This window comes from Streptomyces sp. NPDC001816 (assembly GCF_042892235.1).
GTDB lineage: Bacteria > Actinomycetota > Actinomycetes > Streptomycetales > Streptomycetaceae > Streptomyces.
Genome location: NZ_JBIATY010000001.1, coordinates 415601 through 432576, shown reverse-complemented (window position 1 = coordinate 432576; position 16976 = coordinate 415601). Strand labels below are relative to the sequence as shown.

The window sequence follows — 16976 nt, the reverse complement described above, 5'->3', positions numbered from 1 at the left end:
TCAGTGGTCCACCTCCGGCTCTCCCGGGGCGGTGATCTCGATCTCCCGCAGGCGGTCCGGCTCGGCGACGACCTCGATCCGGGTGATCCGGCCGTCGTCGTCGAAGGTGAAGGCCAGGACCACCCGCGGCCGGCCGTACGACGCCATGACCAGGCCGAACCGGCCGTCCAGCAGGGCGAGGCCGGTGAACTGGGCGCGGGCCAGGGCGGCCATGGCGCCCCGGGCGACGGGCTCGGCGCCGTGGACCGTGATCGGTTCGGGGGTGGGGACGACCCGGGCGTCGGCGTGCAGCACCACGTCCGGGGCGAGCAGGGCGACCAGTGCCGCGAAGTCGCCGCACCGGGTCGCGGCCAGGAAGGCCTCGACGGCCTCCCGGCCGCGGCCCGCGTCCGCGGTGGGCGCGGGGGTCCGGCCCCGGACCCGGCGGCGGGCCCGGCTGGCCAACTGCCGGGTGGCGGCCGGGGTCTTCTCCAGCAGCGGGGCGATGTCGTCGAAGGGCACGGCGAACAGGTTGTGCAGGACGAAGGCGACCCGCTCGGCGGGGGCCAGGGTGTCCAGGACGACAAGCAGGGCGACGCCGACCTCGTCGGCCAGCAGCGCCTCACGGGCCGGGTCGCCCGGCGCGCCGCCGAGGGCCGCGTCCGGGTCCCGGTGGTCGAGGGGGTCCTCCCGGCGGTTGCGGCGCGGGCGCAGCTGGTTCAGGCACACCCGGGTCACCACCGTGGTCAGCCAGCCGGTGAGGTTCTCGACCTCGCCGAGGTCGGCCTGCTGGACACGCAGCCAGGCGTCCTGCAAGGCGTCGTCCGCCTCGGCCGCCGGGCCGAGCAGCCGGTACGCCACGGCCGCGAATGCGGCCGGTCCGCCTCGAACCGTGCCGCAAGCCGTGCGCCGTCCTCTGTGACGCCGTCGTCCACCGTGCCCCCGCCCCTTCCTGCACGCCCGCGCGTCGCGAGCGCGGGACACGTAACGCCAACCCGGCCGGAAGATCAACCGCCTTTGCGGTCAGCCGCACACCAGTCGCCGCACACCGGTCAGCCGCACACCGGTCGGCTGCTCACGGGCCGACCGCTCACCGGTCGACCGCCCGCTCCGCCTCGTCGGCCAGTCGTACCAGCTCCGCCACCGGCAGGGAGCCCGCCGGCCGGTGTTCCCGGGCGAACCGGTTGGCCAGGCGCTGCAGCAGTTCGTTCAGCGGGGTCGGTACGCCGTGCAGACGGCCGAGAAGGACGATCTCGCCGTTGAGGTGGTCGGCTTCGATGGTGCCGGTGCCGCGGACGAGGGACTGCCAGGAGGAGCCGCCGCCGCGCGGGGCCCCGTCGAGCGGGACCAGGGTGACCTTGTCCCCGCGTGCCTCCTTCTGCTCCTCGGCGCTCGCGTACGCGATCCCGGCGGCGTCGAGCACGGCCTCCCCCTCGGCCCGCACGCTCGCGTACAGGGCCATGGCCTGCTCGTTGTCGACAGGTCCGCTGACGGCCTCCAGGGCGTTGCCGAGGTTGCCGAGCAGCTTGGCGTACTGCCAGCGGGCCACGTCCGGCACGACCGGCGCCTCGAAGCGGGCGGCCGCCAGGTCGGCGGCGATGCGCCGGGCGGTGTCGTCGGTGCCGTGCGGATACCGGCCCAGGTGCAGGATGCCGGTGAGCGGGGTGCCGGCGGCGGAGACGACTCCGGGTTCCACGAAGGTCGAGGGCAGCCAGACGCAGACGCCGTACACGTGCCGGAAGCGGCGCAGTGCCAGGCGCGGGCTCTCCACGCCGTTCTGCAGGCACACAAGTGGTAGCCGCTCCGCCGCCGTCCCGCCGCCCGCGACCGGGGCCTCGCCCCAGGTCTCCAGGGCGGCCACGGTGTCCTGCGTCTTCACGGTCAGGACGAGGACGTCGTCGGCGCGCAGTTCGCCGAGCGGGTCCGGTCCGTCGACGGCGGGCAGCCGGTACGTCGACTCGCCCTCCGGTACCCGCAGCCTCAGCCCCCGCTCGGCGAGTGCCGCCAGGTGCCGGCCGCGGGCGACGAGCACGACCTCACGCCCGGCCTGGGCCAGCCGCCCGCCGACGGTGCCGCCGACCGCCCCTGCCCCGATGATGACGTAGCGCATGAAACAGAGCCTCGCACACCGGCCGTCGCCCTCGGCCCGGGGCTCCCGTCACCCTTCCGCAGCGGTCAACTCGACCAGTTTGAGCACGGTGTTCCAGTTCCGGCTGGTGGCGATCACGCCCTTGGTGATCCGCGGCCGGGACAGGGCCTCGGCGAGCTTGGAGCGGCCGAGGCCGTCCGGGGCGTACAGGTACAGACAGCGGTCGCCGAGGCGGAACTCCTCGGGGAGATGGGCGGCGGGGTCGATCTCGGCGAAGCGCTCCGCGGTGACCGGTGCGGAGAAGTAGGTGACGTGCAGCTGCCTGGCCTCCAGTTCGGCGGCCGGGAACGGGCAGGCCTCGGCCACCGCCCGCAGATAGGTGTGGGCGCGCACGATCACGTCGACGGGGAAGCCGAACCGCTCCTCGATCGCCCGGGCCAACTCGGCCGCCAGGGACTCCTCGTCGCCCCGCTCGGTGGTGAAGACGGCCTGCCCGCTCTGCAGATGGGTCCGTACGCCGTCGAGGCGGAGGCCGGTCATGAGCGTGCGCAGATCGGCCATCGGGAGCTTCTTGCTGCCGCCGACGTTGATTCCGCGCAGCAGCGCCGCATAGGTCGTCATCCGACCAGCCTAGAGCGGCCGCCGTGCCCCGTGGGGGTGGGCACGGCGGCCGTACCCGTGCGTACGCCGGGCTGCGCGAAACTCTGTCCGATCCGGAGGGTGCGGATCAACACCTGAACGCAGCTGTGACTTGTTCAACAACCTTTCGTAATCACAAAGTGGATCTCTGTCGGCGGATCGGACATCCCTGAGTCCCGTCCCCGAGAACCGGCCGCGACAACCCCGATAGATGTAAGGGGCCGTGGTCCTCCCCAGCGGTGACCCGGGCACTCGACACTTCACCGGGCAGCACGACGAGACGTCCTTGTCCGGCCCATACCGTCGAAGTGAAGCAAGCGAAGACGTGGCGGCAGGGGTCCGTCACCGCACACGAGGGGGACATCCCGTCATGGGGAACACGGACGTGCGCGTGCGGGGCCTGGCCGCCCGCGCCGGCGGCTGGAGCGCCCGGCACCGCTGGGCCGCCGTCGGCATATGGGTGTTGTTCGTCGTCCTGGCCATGGGACTCGGCTCGGCGGCCGGCCGGGTCGACGTGGACGAGAGCGACCAGCTCAAGGGCGAGACGCACACCGCCGCACGCATCATCGAGGACGCGGGCATCGATCAGCCGGCCGGGGAGACCGTGCTGATCCAGTCCAAGGACGGCGCGAAGGCCACGAGCGGCGAGTTCCGGGCCGCCGTCACCGACGTCGTCAAGGCCGTCGGCGCCACCGGCAAGGTCGTCAACGTGACGTCGCCGTACGACACCCGCACCATCTCCCGGGACGGCCGAAGCGCGCTGGTGCAGTTCGACATGCGGGGCGAGGCGGACACCGCCGCCGACCGGGTCGAACCGGTGCTGAAGGCCGTGGCCGGGGTCCAGAAGGACCACGGCTCGCTGCGGATCGAGGAGATCGGCGGCGCCAGCATGAAGAAGCAGTACGACGACGCCTTCGGGAACGACTTCCAGCAGGCCGAGTACTCGGCGGTGCCGGTGGCCCTCGGCATCCTGCTGATCGCCTTCGGCGCGCTGGTGGCCGCGCTGCTGCCGGTAGGTCTGGCGGTCACCGCGATCATGGCGACGATGGGTCTGATGGGCCTGGTCAGCCATGTGCAGCCGATGAGCGACACCGCCAACTCCGTGATGCTGCTGGTCGGTATGGCCGTCGGCGTCGACTACTGCCTGTTCTACCTGCGCCGCGAGCGCGAGGAACGGGACGCCGGGCGGGACCCGGGCACCGCGCTCCGGATCGCCGCCGCCACCAGCGGCCGCGCGGTCATCGTCTCCGGTGTCACGGTGTGCGTGGCCATGGCGGGCATGCTGTTCACGGGTCTCGCCACGTTCGAGGCGATGGGCCTGGCCTCCCTGATGGTGGTGGCCGTGGCCATGGTCGGCTCGGTGACGGTGCTGCCCGCGCTGCTGTCGCTGCTGGGCGAGCGGGTCGAGAAGGGCCGGATCCCGTTCCTGGGCCGGCGTCGGCGCCGGCAGGGCGCGCCCGCGGAGAGCCGGTTCTGGACGGCCGTCCTGCGGGGCGTGCTCGCGAGGCCCGTGATCTCCGTCGTCGTCGCGGCCGGCGCGCTGCTCGCGGTGGCCGCGCCCGCGCTGGGCATGAAGACCCAGCAGCTCACGCTGGACCAGGAGTTCGGCGACACGCTGCCGATCGTGCAGACCTACAACCGCATCAACGACGCGTTCCCGGGCGGTTCCGAGCCCGCCCAGGTGATCGTCAAGGCCAAGGACATCAACGCACCCGAGGTGCAGCGGGCGTTGGCCGACTTCAAGCAGCAGGCGATCTCCTCGGGCGCCTCGCGCGGCCCGGTCGACATCAAGGTGCACGAGGCGCAGAACGTCGCCCTGGTCTCCGTGCCGCTGGTCGGCGGCTCCGACATGGACCAGGCGGTCAAGAGCCTCGACAAGCTGCGTGACGAGGTCCGGCCCGCCACGCTCGGCAAGGTCGAGGGCCTCGAGGCGCCGGTCACCGGTCAGGTCGCGGGCAACAAGGACTTCAACGACCAGCTGCTCGGCTCGGTCGTCCCGGTCTTCGCCTTCGTGGTCGTCTTCGCCTTCCTGCTGATGCTGCTGTCGTTCCGGTCGCTGACCGTCGCGATCACGTCGATCCTGCTCAACCTGCTGTCGGTGGGCGCCGCCTACGGCATCCTCGTCGCCGTCTTCCAGCACGGCTGGGGCGCCTCGCTGGTGGGCGCGGAGGGCGTGGGTGCGGTCGTCACCTGGCTGCCGCTGTTCCTCTTCGTGATCCTGTTCGGCCTGTCCATGGACTACCACGTGTTCGTGGTCTCCCGGATCCGCGAGGCGCGGATGCGCGGACGTACGACGAAGGAGGCCATCCAGCACGGGGTGGTCACCACGGCCGGTGTCGTCACCAGCGCCGCGGTCATCATGGTCGCCGTGTTCGCGATCTTCGGCACGCTGTCCATGCAGTCCATGAAGCAGATGGGCGTGGGCCTGGCCGCCGCCGTCCTCATCGACGCGACGATCATCCGCGGTGTGCTGCTGCCGGCCGTGATGGCGCTGCTCGGCGAGCGCAACTGGTACCTGCCGAAGTGGCTGCACCGGCTGCCCGACCTCACCCACGACGAGTCGCCGGAGCCGGTGGCGCCGGTCCGGCCACCGGCGGTCGAGGGGGAGACCGTACGGATCTGAGGCCGGGTGGGAACGGGCGAGGGCCGGGGGATGTCCCCCGGCCCTCGCTCCGTGACGCCGTACGGCTCAGGCGGCGCGCGTCACCGCGTCACGGTCGAAGGAGTCGATGGTGCGGGCGAAGTCGCGGGTCGACAGCAGCAGCTTGTAGACGATGGCGAGTTCGAACACCAGGAGCAGGGAGCCGGCGACGACGGTGGTGGGGATGATCGCGTCCAGCAGCGGGCCGACGATGAAGACGCCCATCTGGAACTCGATGCCGCTCACCAGGTGGGTGCGGATGCGGTGGCGCAGCAGGAAGGAGCGCATCCGCAGGTAGGCGGGGAAGCGGTGGCGGAACTCCTGGTGCAGGTCGATGACCCGGGCGCTCGTCGGCGCGGTCGCGGCCGGGGCCGGCGCGTCGGTGGTGACCGTGCCGGTGGCCGGCGCCGTGGCAGCGGCGCCGGCGAGCGCGCCGGTGATTCCGGCGGCCGCCGGCGGCTCGACGCCCTCGACCTCGGCCAGGAGCGCGGCGCCCTCCGCCTCGGCCGGCAGCCCGGCGTCCTCGGCGGCGAAGGGCCGCGTGCCCTCCTCGGCGGCGCGGCGCAGGTCCTGCTCGATGTCCGCCTCGGGGTTGTCGCGCAGCAGGTCCTCCATGAAGGCGACGCGGGAGGCGTTCTCCGCGCGCCGGGCCGCCCGCAGCCGGGCCTTGATCTGCTTGCGCATGGTGTGCCGGGTCTTGAATATCTCCAGGGAGTTGAGGTAGCGCAGCCCGTCGAGGAAGACGACCGCGGCGGCCAGCCATATGTAGAGGGTGTTCCCGGTGCGGTGGTACTGACCGCCCATCAGCGCGACGGCGCAGGCCATGACGCGGATCCGGTCGAAGATGTAGTCCAGCCAGGCCCCGAACACCGAGCCCTGGCCGGTGAGGCGGGCGACCTTGCCGTCCATGCAGTCCAGGATGAAGCTCAGGTGGTAGACGACGGCGCCGGCGATCAGCCACTGCCACTCGCCCTGCGCGAAGCAGCCGGCCGCGACGAGCCCGAGCAGCAGCGCGCCCCAGGTGATCTGGTTCGGCGTGATCCGGGTGCGCTTCGCGACCTGGCGCACCAGCGGTGTGGCGACCGGGTCGACGAGGAGCACGGTCCACCACGCGTCCCGCTTCTTCTGGGTGAGGCGGCGCACCTCGGCAAGGCCCGGAACGTCCCGGTGTTTCGATGGCATGGGTCTACTACCTGACTTTCAATCGGTGTTTACCCGACGTTAGGAATGCTCTTACCGAAGGAACAAGATCCAGTCCGTACAACCTTCTGCGGGGGGTAACGGTCCGACAGCTGAGTCGGGTCTACGGCAGTGCCAGGCGACCGTCCCCGGGCGCCCGCTCCGGCCACCGCGAATGCGAGACTGGCCGACGCGTGACGGACCGGAGAGGATGCGGAGACGGACGATGGACGAGGCACTCGCGCGGGACGTACTGGCCGCGGCGAAGGTGCTGCCGGGCCCGGTGCGGGACGCGCGGCTCCTCGCCCTCGGTGAGAACGCGGTGTTCGCGGCGGGCGGCCTCGTCGTCAAGGTGGGTCGTGACGCCGAACTGCTGGAGCGGGCCCGGCGCGAGCTGGACATCGCCGGCTGGCTGGCCGAGGCGGACGTACCCGCGGTGCGGGCGGCCGAGCCGAAGCCGCTGCTGGTCGAGGGGCACCCGGTGACCGTGTGGCACCGGCTGGCCGACCCCGTACGACCGGCCGAGCCCCGGGATCTCGCGCAGTTGCTGCGGACCGTGCACGCTCTCCCCCTGCCCCCCTTCGCGCTGCCGCCCCGCGATCTGCTGGGCGGTGTGGAGCGCTGGCTGCGGCTCGCGGGCACCGCGATCGACCCCGAGGACGCGGCCTACCTGCGGGCCCGCCGGGACGGCTTCGCCGCGGCCGCGGCCGCGCTGACGCCCCGTCTGGCGCCGGGGCCGATCCACGGCGACGCGCTGCCCCGCAACGTGCACGTCGGCCCCGACGGCCCGGTCCTGGTCGACCTGGAGACCTTCTCCGCCGACCTGCGCGAGCACGACCTGGTGGTCATGGCTCTCTCCCGCGACCGCTACGGCCTGCCCGCCGAGGCGTACGGCTCCTTCACCGAGGCCTACGGCTGGGACGTACGGGAGTGGGAGGGCTGCGGGGTGCTCCGCGGGGCTCGGGAGACGGCCAGTTGTGCGTGGGTGGCCCAGCACGCGCCGAGCAACCCCAAGGCGCTGGCCGAGTTCGAGCGCCGGGTGGCGTCCCTGCGGGAGGGGGACGAAACGGTGCGGTGGTATCCGTTCTGAGCGCCGGTCGAACCCCGTGCCCCTCAGGGAGTCTCCTCGCCCTGGATCGTGCGTGCTGCCCGCCTCAGTTCCGTCAGGACCGTGCGGACCGCCTTTCTGGCCGTGCGCTCGGGGCGGCACAGGACGTCGATGTCCCGTGTGGCCTGGACGCCGCTGAGCGGCCGCAGGACCAGTGCCGGATGCGGGCGCATGGTCCAGCGCGGCATCAGCGCGATCCCGCCCCCGGCGGCGACGGCCTCGGCGACCACGGCGAACTCGTTGATGCGATGGGCCAGACGGAGTCTTCGGCCGGCCGCCGCGGCGATGGCCTCGATGGTGGCCATGACCGGGAACCCGTCGTGCACGGTGATCCACGGCAGGTCGGCGACATCGCGCGGGGTCACCCGCCGCTTGGCGGCGAGCGGATGCCCGGCCGGCATCGCCACGTCGAGCGGTTCGTGCAGCAGGGTGGTGACGGTCACCGTGCGCGGCCAGGGCGGGGCGTGGACCAGGCGGTGGGCGAGGACGAGGTCGTAGGCGCGGGTCAGCCGGGGGAAGTCCTCCTGCGGTACGTCCTCGTCGGCGAGCGCCACCGTCGGCGCGCCGGGCCCGGCGAGGCCGCGCAGCAGCAGCGGGAAGAACGCCGCGCCCGCGCTGTGGAACGCCGCCACCGACACCTCGCCGTCCGGCCTGCCGGCGAACTCCTCGACCGCGTGCCGGGCCCTGGCCAGCGCCGACTCCACCTCGACGGCCGCGTCCGCCAGCGCCTGCCCGGCGTCGGTGAGCACCAGGCGCCGCCCCTGCCGTTCGGTGAGCGGCACGGGGATCGAGCGCTGCAGCAGCCGTAGCTGCTGCGAGATCGCCGACGGCGTCACCAGCAGCGCCTCGGCGACCGCGGTGACACTGCCCAGCTCGCCCAGCTCCCGCAGGATTCTCAGCTGCCGTTCGTCCACGCCGTCAGTGTAGGACGACGATGTAGGCCGGCTAAAAGATCGTTTAAGAAAGTGGTTCTGGGCTTCAGATATCCCGGCGGTGCATCGTGGGCGGGTGACCGACGCCCGCCGTACCGACGCGGTACTCGTGCTCGTCGCGCTCGTCTGGGGTTCCAGCTATCTGTCCGCCCAGACGGCCGCGAGCGCCCTGCCCGTCCTCCTCGTCCTGTTCGCGCGCTACGCCCTCGCCGCGCTGCCCTGCCTCGGCCTCGTCGCCGCCCGGGGCGGTCTGCGCGGATGGACCCGTGACGAGGTGCGTGTGGGGCTGCCGCTCGGGATCACCCAGGCCGCCGTCCTGGTCGTGGAGACGTACGGCGTCGCCCACACCACGGCCGCCAACGCGGGTCTGATCATCAGCCTCACCATCGTGCTCACCCCGCTCCTCGACCGCGCCGGGCGCCGCGGCGGTCCGCCTCCCGCCTTCTTCGCCGCGGCCGGCGTGTGTGTCCTGGCCGTCGGTCTGCTCATGTCCGGAAACGGCTTCCACGCGCCTCGCCTCGGGGACCTGCTGATGCTCGCCGCGGCCTGCGTGCGGGCGGTGCACGTGGCCCTCGTGGGCCGGCTCACCGCGGGCCGGGCGATCCGCCCGCTGCAGCTGACGACGGTGCAGACCCTGGTCGGCACCGCGCTGTTCCTCGTACCCGCCGCCCGCGACCTTCCGGCGCTGGCCCGAGCCGACGCGGCGACCTGGAGCCAGCTGGTCTATCTCGCCCTCTTCTGCAGCGTGTTCGCCTTCCTCGTCCAGACCTGGGCGGTGCAGCGCACCTCCGCCAGCCGGGCCAGTCTGCTGCTCGGCACCGAGCCCGTCTGGGCCACGGCGGTGGGCATCGCCCTCGGCGGCGAACATCTCACCCCGCTCACCGCCCTGGGTGCGGCCCTGATGGTCACCGGCACCTACTGGGGCCAGGCCGTGGAACGCGCCCACCGGATGGCCGAGAACGCCGCGACCGCCCTCGGTCCCGGTACCACCGAACCAGCCCGCGCATCCGCGCCCGCCACATCCCCTGAGAGGACCGGAGAAGAGGCCCCATGCCGGACCACGACACTTACCAGCAGCTGATCGACCTGCTCGACGCCTCCCGCGTCGCCTACCGCCTCATCGACCACGCGCCCGAGGGCGCCACCGAGACCGTCAGCGCACTGCGCGGCCATCCGGTGAGCGAGGCCGCGAAGTGCATCGTGCTGCGGGTCAAGGTCGACCGCCGCACCACGCGCCACGTCCTCGCGGTCGTCCCCGGGGACCGACGGGTGGATCTGGACGCCGTGCAGGCGCTGTTCGAGGCCCGGTACGTCGGCTTCAGCGACGCCGCGACCGCCGAGCGGCTCGCCCGCTCGGTGCCCGGCACCGTGCTGCCGTTCAGCTTCGATCCCGAACTCGAACTCGTCGCCGACCCGGACGTCGTCGCCCGGCCGCGGCTGTACTTCAACGCCGCCCGGCTCGACCGCTCGCTCTGCCTCACCGGCAACGACTACGCGCGGCTCGCCGGCCCGCGGGTGGCCCGCATCGCGAGCCCCGCGCCTGCCTGACCTGCCCGGCTCAGACCTTCTCGTCCGCCAGGTCCGCCGGCTCCCGCAGCGGCCACACTCCGTCGACCACCGCGTCCGCATCCCCCTTGCGGCGCAGGAACGCCTGGAAGTCCGCCGCCCACTCGGCGTACCAGTCGATCTGTCTGCGGTGCAGTTCCGCCGGGCCCAGGGACGCGATCTTCGGGTGGCGGTCGGCTATCGCGGAGGCGAGCCGGGCCGCGGCGAGGGCGTCGGCCGAGGCGTTGTGGGCCGCGTCGAGGACTATGCCGTACTCGGCGCAGACCGCTTCCAGGTTCCGCTTGCCGCGGCGGTAGCGGTCGACCCAGCGGTCGATGGTGTAGGGATCGACGACCGGGGCCGGGGCGCGGCCGCCGAGCCGGTCGGACAGCGACGGCAGGCCGTACCTGCGCAGCTCCGCGGAGAGCAGGGTGAGGTCGAAGGCCGCGTTGTAGGCTACGACCGGGACACCCGTCTTCCAGTAGGAGACCAGGACGTCCGCGATGGCGTCGGCCACCTGGTCGGCGGGGCTGCCCTCGGCGGCCGCGCGTTCGTTGCTGATGCCGTGGACCGCGACCGCGTCGGCCGGGATCTCCACGCCCGGATCCGCCAGCCATTCCCGGCGCCCCAGCGGCTCACCGGCCCTGACCTCGATCACCGCGCCGGTGACGATGCGCGCCTCGTGCGGATCGGTCCCGGTCGTCTCCAGGTCGAAGCCGATCAGCAGCTCCCGGTGCCAGCCCATGGGCGGCCCCCCTTCTTGGTGGTGCTTTCCCCCAGTGGCCTCCACCATCGCACGCGGCACTGACAATCCGAGGGCCGCGCTCCGCTTGCCGGGGTGGACGGCTCAGGACACCGGGCGCGAATCCACCCAGGCCAGCTCGAATTCCTCGCGGTATATCGGGAAGAGTCCGGGTTCGACGACATCGTCCGACTTGACCAGCCGGCTGCCGTTGCGCAGCACCAGCACCGGCGACTCCATCCCGCGCGCCCCGCGCAGATAGGACTGCACCACGGCGATGCCGTCGGCGCCGTCGCCGTCCACCAGGTAGGCGGTGAAGCGGGGCGTCTCGTCGTAGACCTGGATCTCGAAGGCGCCGGGGTCGCGCAGCCGGGACCGCACCCGACGCATGTGCAGGATGTTCATCTCGACGGACCGGCTCAGTTCGCCCCGTTTCATCCCGAGTTCGCGCTCACGGCGCTTCACCGCGCTGGAGGCCGGGTTGAGGAAGAGCAGCCGCACCCGGCAGCCGGACTCGGCGAGCCGGACCAGGCGGCGTCCGGAGAAGTTCTGCACCAGCAGGTTGAGGCCGATGCCGATGGCGTCGAGGCGGCGGGCGCCCCCGAAGATGTCCTCGGCCGGGAACTGGCGCATCAGACGCACCCGGTCGGGGTGGACGGCGACGACGTCCGCGTACCGGTCGCCGACCAGGTCCTCGACCGCGTCGACCGGCAGCCGGCGCGCGGAGGGCACGTCGCCGCCCGCGCCCAGCGTCTCCAGCAGCCGGGCCGAGGCCCGCTCGGCCTGGTCCAGGACCGCCCCGGACAGGGCCCGGTTGCGGGAGACGACGTTACGGGTCACCTCCAGCTCGTCCAGGGCGAGTTCGAGGTCGCGGCGCTCGTCGAAGTACGGCTCGAAGCACGGCCAGTGCTGCACCATCAGCTCGCGCAGCTGCGGCAGCGTGAGGAAGCTGAGCACGTTGTCGTCGGCCGGGTCGAGCAGATAGCCCTTGCGGCGGCTGACCTCGCGGACGGCGACCGCCCGCTGCACCCACTCCTGTCCGGCGGGCCCGGCCGCGGCCACCACCCACTCGTCGCCGTGGACGGGTTCGTAGATGGGGCGCAGCACGGCGGCCACGACCGCGCGCAGCCGCTGCTCGACGAGGTTCAGCCAGATGTAGGCCCGGCCGGCCCGCTGGGCGCGGGTGCGCACCTCGAGCCAGGCGTCGGCGTCCCAGTCCAGTTCCGGCCCGATGGACCCTGTCGCGTCCATCGGGCGGGCCAGGGACACCGCGCCGGGCGGGACGTCTGTGGAGTTTCCCTCGTGACCCTCGTCACCAGGGGGCAGCTCCAGCCCTCCCGAGCCCACCCGCGCACCGCCTTCCGCCACCCCGGGCCTTCCCCGTCTCAACGATCAAGGAAGGGTACTCCGGGAGCGGTCGGCGGTGCAGCCGGATGGACAGGTCGGTTTCTCAACTACGCGGCCGCCAGTGGCCGTTCTGCCACGCCAGCGCGTCCGGAGTGAGCGGATTCATAGCCGTGACGTCCCTCGGGGAGATGGCGAAGCCCTGCCAGTGGATCGGCATGGGCTGCTGGTCCTCGTCCCGGGCTATGTGGTGGAAGCCGACGTTCATCCAGACCACCGGGTGAGTGAGCGTCTGGCCGTTGACCCACTTGTCGACGGACTTGCCCGCCCCGGCCGGGCAGGCGCCCGGGTTGTTGCTGGCGAACTGCTCGCACTTGTTGTACTCGGTGAAGTACACGTCGTGCTTGGTGAAGCTGCGGCCCGGGTACTTCGTGGTGGGGCCGGGGACGATCTCGTACGAACGGGCGTGCCCGTCCTTGTTCTTGCCGGTCGCGCTGACCATCCGCCACCAGCGGTAGGTCTTGGCGTCGCCCGCGAGTTCCTTGGTGACCTTGGTGCGGGTGGTCTTGTTGGTGGGCGCCTGCTGGCCGTGGGCGGGCGCGGTGACGGCCGAGTCGTACTGCTCGACCTTCGTCTTGGAGGAGCCGTCGAGGCCGAAGTCCAGCCGCCAGAAGACGTTGTGGCTGTGGCTGGTGGCGTAGGCCTTGGCACCCTTGCCGATGGGCCAGCCGCGTCCGTCGCCGGCGTCGTAGTCGTCGTAGGACAGGCTGCCGGTGGCGCCGACGTTCATGTTGACGGTGCCGTCGTCCTGGAAGCGCCACTCGGTCATGTACTCGTACCAGCCGACCTGGTTGACCGTGTAGACGAGCAGGTCCTTGCCCTGCGCCTGGAAGACCTTGTTGGCGCTGTCGCCCTGCATGCGGTAGGCGTGGCCGCGCGAACGCGTGGTCGTGCACAGGCCGTTGACGTCCGGGTGCTGCGGGTCCCAGGCATCCGGGACGCGAACCTTCTTGATGGTGCCGCCCGGACACTCGCCCGGCGCCAGGTTCACCAGTCCCTGGGCGAAGCCGAAGCCGGTCAGGTCGTCGTACTCGACGCTGCCGTCGTCGTAGGGGACGTCGATCTGGGCGAGGCGGGCGCTGTTGAGGACCTTGATCGGCTTGGTCTCGCCCTTGGGCTGGTACGAGACGTTCTCCAGGACGAGGCCGGCCTTGCTGTCGTAGCGCCAGCACATCCGCCAGGTGGTGCCGCTGGAGAGTTTCTGCTCGATCTTGTAGGCCGCGCTGCAGTCGGCGGCCGCCGCGGGCGCGGCCTTGGGCTGGGCGACGGCCGGTCCGGCACCGGCCGTCGCACCGGCGGCCAGTGCCGCCACAGTGACGCCGACGGCCGCCCGCGCGCGGGCACGGCTGATTCTCCGCGGCCGGAGGCCGCCGATCGAACGCTGTACGGGCATGACGAAGAGGCTCCCTTGCAGGACGAGCAAGTTGGAAAAGTGAACGGTGGGCCGCTGTCGCTCAGCGGCGGTCGAGCTTGGCGACCTTGCCGGCGCTCAGGTCGACGACCAGCCACCGCGCGTCGATCCAGGGGCCGTTCTTGATCTTCGGGAACAGCCGCACACAGCGGTGTTCGCCGCACTTGTCGAGCACGGCGGGCTGGCCGCCCGAAGTGGCCCGGTAGACGGCGCCGTTGAGCAGCAGCTGGTCCGGAGAGGTCAGCTCGTGGCCGGTGGCGTCCTTGTAGTCCGCCTTGAGGTCCGCGCCCAGCGGGTCGGCGATCAGCAGTTTCGCCGCCTCGGCGTTCTCGGCACGGCTCAGCGGCGGCTGGACGCCGTGCTGGGTGCCGGTGTGCTCGACCTTGCCGGTGTCCAGGTCGACCGTCTTGGTGACGAGCGTGTCCGTCTTGTAGTCGTAGAAGGTCACGTCGGCCCGGCGCGGCGCGTTCGGGTCGTCCAGTTCGTTCGCTTCCGGGTCGGCCAGGTCGACGCTCAGGCGCTGCGGGCCGCGGCCGCCGTCGACGTTCTCGCCCGTGTTCAGCAGCTGCTGGTTCATGGCCAGCTTCGCGACGCGGTTGATCTCGTCGTCGGTCAGCGGGTCACGACCCGTGCCCTTCTTCCCCTCGGCGGGCGCCTGCTCCACGACACCCGGCTGAACCGCGTCCGAGCCCTGACCCGCCTGCTGCGCGGCCTGTGTGCCGCTGCCCGGTCCTCCCGATTCGTCGGCCCCTGCCGTGCCCGGCAGGGTGATCCCCACCATCACCGCGGTCCCGGCCACCGCCAGGGCCGCGCCCGCCACCACCTTGCCCAGATGGCGGTGCACTATCTCGCGCACATCTTCCCCCTACTCCCCCAACATCCCCGGGAGTACGTGTCTGCCCCACTGGTTCGGCACACGGCAGGTAGTCCCTTCTCCGTATGCACTGGTCGGCCGGTAAGAGGGGCGTAAGTCACAGGAGGTTCCCTCACTTTCGGGCAGACTCGGAGTCAACGCGGCCCCGGCGGGGCGGCACACCTGGAAGAGTCGTGTCCATGCAGGTCTGGCCTGGCGAGGCGTATCCGCTCGGCGCCACCTATGACGGCGCCGGAACCAACTTCGCGGTCTTCACGGAGGCCGCCGACCGAGTGGAGCTGTGTCTGCTGCACGACGACGGCTCGGAGACGGCGGTGGAACTGCGCGAGAGCGACGCGTTCGTGCGGCACGCGTACCTGCCGGGCGTCATGCCGGGACAGCGGTACGGGTTCCGGGTGCACGGCCCGTACGCCCCCGAGCGCGGACTGCGCTGCAACTCGGCGAAGCTGCTGCTCGACCCGTACGCGAAGGCGATCAGCGGGGCCGTCCAGTGGGGCGAGGAGGTGTACGGCTACCACTTCGGCGCCCCGGAGCGGCGCAACGACCTGGACTCGGCGCCGCACACCATGACCTCGGTGGTGATCAACCCGTACTTCGACTGGGGCGACGACCGGCTCCCGCGCACCGACTACCACCACACGGTGATCTACGAGGCCCATGTGAAGGGCCTGACCATGCGCCATCCGGGCCTGCCGGAGGAGCTGCGCGGCACGTACGCGGCGCTCGCGCACCCGGCGATCATCGAACACCTGACCAAGCTCGGTGTGACGGCACTGGAACTGATGCCCGTACACCAGTTCGTGAACGACCACCGGCTGGTCGACCTGGGCCTGAGCAACTACTGGGGCTACAACACCATCGGCTTCTTCGCCCCGCACAACGCCTACGCCTCCTGGGGCGACCGCGGCCAGCAGGTCCTGGAGTTCAAGTCGGCGGTCCGCGCCCTGCACGAGGCGGGCATCGAGGTCATCCTGGACGTCGTCTACAACCACACGGCCGAGGGCAACCACCTGGGCCCGACGCTGTCCTTCAAGGGCCTCGACAACCCGTCCTACTACCGCCTCGCGAACGATCCCCGCTACTACACGGACACCACGGGCACCGGGAACTCGCTGCTCATGCGGTCCCCGCACGTCCTCCAGCTGATCATGGACTCGCTGCGCTACTGGGTCACCGAGATGCACGTCGACGGTTTCCGCTTCGACCTCGCGGCGACCCTGGCCCGGCAGTTCCACGAGGTGGACCGGCTCTCGTCCTTCTTCGACCTGGTGCAGCAGGACCCGGTGGTCTCCCAGGTGAAGCTGATCGCCGAACCGTGGGACGTGGGCGAGGGCGGCTACCAGGTGGGCAACTTCCCGCCGCTGTGGACCGAGTGGAACGGCAAGTACCGCGACACCGTCCGGGACCTGTGGCGGGGCGAGCCCCGGGCGCTCGCCGAGTTCGCCTCCCGGCTGACCGGCTCCTCAGACCTCTACCAGGACGACGGCCGCCGCCCGCTCGCCTCCATCAACTTCGTGACCTGCCACGACGGTTTCACGCTGCACGACCTCGTCTCGTACAACAGCAAGCACAACAAGGCCAACGGCGAGGACGACCGGGACGGCGAGAGCCACAACCGGTCCTGGAACTGCGGCGTCGAGGGCGAGACCGACGACCCGGACGTGCTCGGGCTGCGCGCCCGCCAGATGCGCAACTTCGCCGCCACGCTGATGCTCTCCCAGGGCGTGCCGATGATCAGCCACGGCGACGAGTTCGCCCGCACCCAGCGCGGCAACAACAACGCCTACTGCCAGGACAACGAGCTGTCCTGGGTGGACTGGCCCGAGGACGGAGACGAAGGCCGGGACGGGGACGGCGGCGACCTGCTGGAGTTCGTCCGCGCGATGGTCTGGCTGCGCCGGGACCACCCGGTGTTCCGCAGACGGCGCTTCTTCCACGGGCGGCCGGTGGAGGGCACGCACGACGAGCTGTCCGACATCGCCTGGTTCACCCCCGAGGGCACCGAAATGACCCAGCGGGACTGGGACTCGGCGCAGGCGTCCGCGCTGACGGTGTTCCTCAACGGCAACGCGATCTCCGAGCCCGGTCCGCGCGGGGAGCGGATCGCCGACGACTCCTTCCTGCTGATGTTCAACGCCTCACCCGGGCCGCTGGACTTCCTGGTGCCGGTCGACCACGGCCGGCAGTGGCAGGTCGTCGTCGACACGGCCCGCACGGAGGGGGTGCCACCGGGAACGGGCGCGAAGGTCGCGGCCGGCGACCGCATCACCCTGCCGGACCGGAGCCTGACGGTGCTGCAGCGGCCGGCCTAGGTTCAAGAGGTCGTGCATTTACGCGATTTACTGGTACTCGCCGGTAGTGTCCAGGTGTTCGGCATCATGTGCACGGTCTGATCGGACGATTACCGTCCTGAAGCGTGACAAGGAGTGCCGC

13 protein-coding genes and 1 pseudogene are annotated in these 16976 nt (G+C 71.7%); 5 read left to right on the top strand and 9 right to left on the bottom strand.

The window, feature by feature from the left end:
- The 3 genes and pseudogenes from ACFYZZ_RS01880 to ACFYZZ_RS01870 form a co-directional block, all read right to left on the bottom strand.
- A pseudogene (locus tag ACFYZZ_RS01880) lies at window positions 1-914 on the bottom strand (sigma-70 family RNA polymerase sigma factor).
- A gap of 155 nt (window positions 915-1069) precedes the next feature.
- Window positions 1070-2089, bottom strand: a complete 1020-nt coding sequence (locus ACFYZZ_RS01875; protein WP_389170199.1) for a ketopantoate reductase family protein — start codon at window positions 2087-2089, stop codon at window positions 1070-1072.
- A 48-nt stretch (window positions 2090-2137) separates the two neighbouring features.
- A complete protein-coding gene (locus ACFYZZ_RS01870; protein WP_389170197.1) occupies window positions 2138-2689 on the bottom strand; it encodes a DUF1697 domain-containing protein in 552 nt (183 codons plus the stop codon).
- A gap of 388 nt (window positions 2690-3077) precedes the next feature.
- On the opposite strand from ACFYZZ_RS01870, the gene ACFYZZ_RS01865 reads away from it, so the two are divergent.
- Window positions 3078-5330 carry an MMPL family transporter gene (locus ACFYZZ_RS01865; protein ID WP_389170194.1) on the top strand — a complete coding sequence of 751 codons (2253 nt, stop codon included), beginning with the start codon at window positions 3078-3080 and terminating at the stop codon, window positions 5328-5330.
- A 66-nt stretch (window positions 5331-5396) separates the two neighbouring features.
- Here ACFYZZ_RS01865 and ACFYZZ_RS01860 read toward each other — a convergent pair whose 3' ends face one another.
- Window positions 5397-6530, bottom strand: coding sequence for a CDP-alcohol phosphatidyltransferase family protein (locus ACFYZZ_RS01860; protein WP_389170192.1), 1134 nt, complete (start codon window positions 6528-6530; stop codon window positions 5397-5399).
- Window positions 6531-6753: 223 nt separating this feature from the next.
- On the opposite strand from ACFYZZ_RS01860, the gene ACFYZZ_RS01855 reads away from it, so the two are divergent.
- Entirely contained in the window at window positions 6754-7617 is an 864-nt protein-coding gene (locus ACFYZZ_RS01855) for a phosphotransferase enzyme family protein (protein WP_389170189.1), read from the top strand.
- A 23-nt stretch (window positions 7618-7640) separates the two neighbouring features.
- Here ACFYZZ_RS01855 and ACFYZZ_RS01850 read toward each other — a convergent pair whose 3' ends face one another.
- Window positions 7641-8549, bottom strand: a complete 909-nt coding sequence (locus ACFYZZ_RS01850; RefSeq protein WP_386575578.1) for a LysR family transcriptional regulator — start codon at window positions 8547-8549, stop codon at window positions 7641-7643.
- Window positions 8550-8643: 94 nt separating this feature from the next.
- Between ACFYZZ_RS01850 and ACFYZZ_RS01845 the strand changes: the two genes are divergently transcribed.
- Together ACFYZZ_RS01845 and ACFYZZ_RS01840 are read left to right on the top strand one after the other, a co-directional pair.
- Entirely contained in the window at window positions 8644-9648 is a 1005-nt protein-coding gene (locus ACFYZZ_RS01845; protein ID WP_389170186.1) for a DMT family transporter, read from the top strand.
- Entirely contained in the window at window positions 9618-10115 is a 498-nt protein-coding gene (locus tag ACFYZZ_RS01840) for a YbaK/EbsC family protein (RefSeq protein WP_389170183.1), read from the top strand. The genes ACFYZZ_RS01845 and ACFYZZ_RS01840 overlap by 31 nt, the downstream gene beginning before the upstream one ends.
- Before the next feature lie 10 nt (window positions 10116-10125).
- On the opposite strand, the gene ACFYZZ_RS01835 is transcribed toward ACFYZZ_RS01840, so the two are convergent.
- The 4 genes from ACFYZZ_RS01835 to ACFYZZ_RS01820 all read right to left on the bottom strand — a co-directional run bounded on the left by ACFYZZ_RS01835 (window position 10126) and on the right by ACFYZZ_RS01820 (window position 14525).
- Window positions 10126-10857: a 3'-5' exonuclease gene (locus tag ACFYZZ_RS01835; protein ID WP_389170179.1), complete on the bottom strand. Its 732-nt coding sequence runs from the start codon at window positions 10855-10857 to the stop codon at window positions 10126-10128.
- A 102-nt stretch (window positions 10858-10959) separates the two neighbouring features.
- Window positions 10960-12201, bottom strand: coding sequence for an SAV2148 family HEPN domain-containing protein (locus ACFYZZ_RS01830; protein WP_389171956.1), 1242 nt, complete (start codon window positions 12199-12201; stop codon window positions 10960-10962).
- A 103-nt stretch (window positions 12202-12304) separates the two neighbouring features.
- Complete coding sequence (locus tag ACFYZZ_RS01825) at window positions 12305-13651, bottom strand: copper amine oxidase (protein ID WP_389170176.1); 1347 nt, start codon at window positions 13649-13651, stop codon at window positions 12305-12307.
- A gap of 61 nt (window positions 13652-13712) precedes the next feature.
- Window positions 13713-14525 carry a Tat pathway signal sequence domain protein gene (locus tag ACFYZZ_RS01820; RefSeq protein ID WP_389170173.1) on the bottom strand — a complete coding sequence of 271 codons (813 nt, stop codon included), beginning with the start codon at window positions 14523-14525 and terminating at the stop codon, window positions 13713-13715.
- A gap of 197 nt (window positions 14526-14722) precedes the next feature.
- On the opposite strand from ACFYZZ_RS01820, the gene glgX reads away from it, so the two are divergent.
- Window positions 14723-16855: a glycogen debranching protein GlgX gene (glgX, locus tag ACFYZZ_RS01815; RefSeq protein ID WP_389170170.1), complete on the top strand. Its 2133-nt coding sequence runs from the start codon at window positions 14723-14725 to the stop codon at window positions 16853-16855.
- Window positions 16856-16976 lie beyond the last annotated feature (121 nt).